This is a genomic window from Undibacterium sp. Ji83W (assembly GCF_049340385.1).
Classification (GTDB): Bacteria; Pseudomonadota; Gammaproteobacteria; order Burkholderiales; family Burkholderiaceae_D; genus Undibacterium.
Genome location: NZ_JBMPOZ010000068.1, coordinates 1 through 564, shown reverse-complemented (window position 1 = coordinate 564; position 564 = coordinate 1). Strand labels below are relative to the sequence as shown.

General features: G+C 53.7%; 1 protein-coding gene. It reads left to right on the top strand.

Annotated elements, in window-relative coordinates; translation table 11 throughout:
- Nucleotides 1-564, top strand: a 564-nt coding sequence (locus ACO0LD_RS31770; RefSeq protein WP_423013534.1) for an HlyD family efflux transporter periplasmic adaptor subunit, incomplete at both ends; no start/stop codon positions are given.

Here is a 564-nt window from a genome sequence, read left to right as displayed (position 1 = left end):
AAACCCTGCAAGGCAATGGCTATGTCTCTGCAGCCCAGACCCAGCAAAAGCAGGAAGACTTGCTCGACATCAGCACCCGCCTGAGTACTTTGCAGCGCAGTAAAACCCAGTTACAGGCTAACCAGATTGCCCTGCAATCAGAGCTTGATACCTTGTCAAATAGTCTGGCAACTGACCTGACACAAATAGCAAGAGCCAAAGCCAGCCTCAAGCAAGAAGTCGCAGAAAACGCCAACCGCCAGGCTGTGCAAATTACAGCAACGCAGGCAGGCACGGTAAGTGCACTGACCAACCAGCCAGGACAAGCCATCAATGCCGGGCAAGTGCTGGCCAGCTTGATACCTGTTGATACTAAGGCGGCTGACGCAAACAAAATAGATGCGCTGGAGGCGCATCTGTATGTACCCAGCAGAACGGCAGGCTTCATCCAGCCAGGGCAAGAAGTATTGATACGCTATGCAGCCTTTCCTTACCAAAAGTTTGGCCTGCATACAGCCACCGTCGTTGATGTCAGTCGCACCCCCTTTGCCCCGGCAGAACTGCCAGCGCACTTGGCAAGCACGA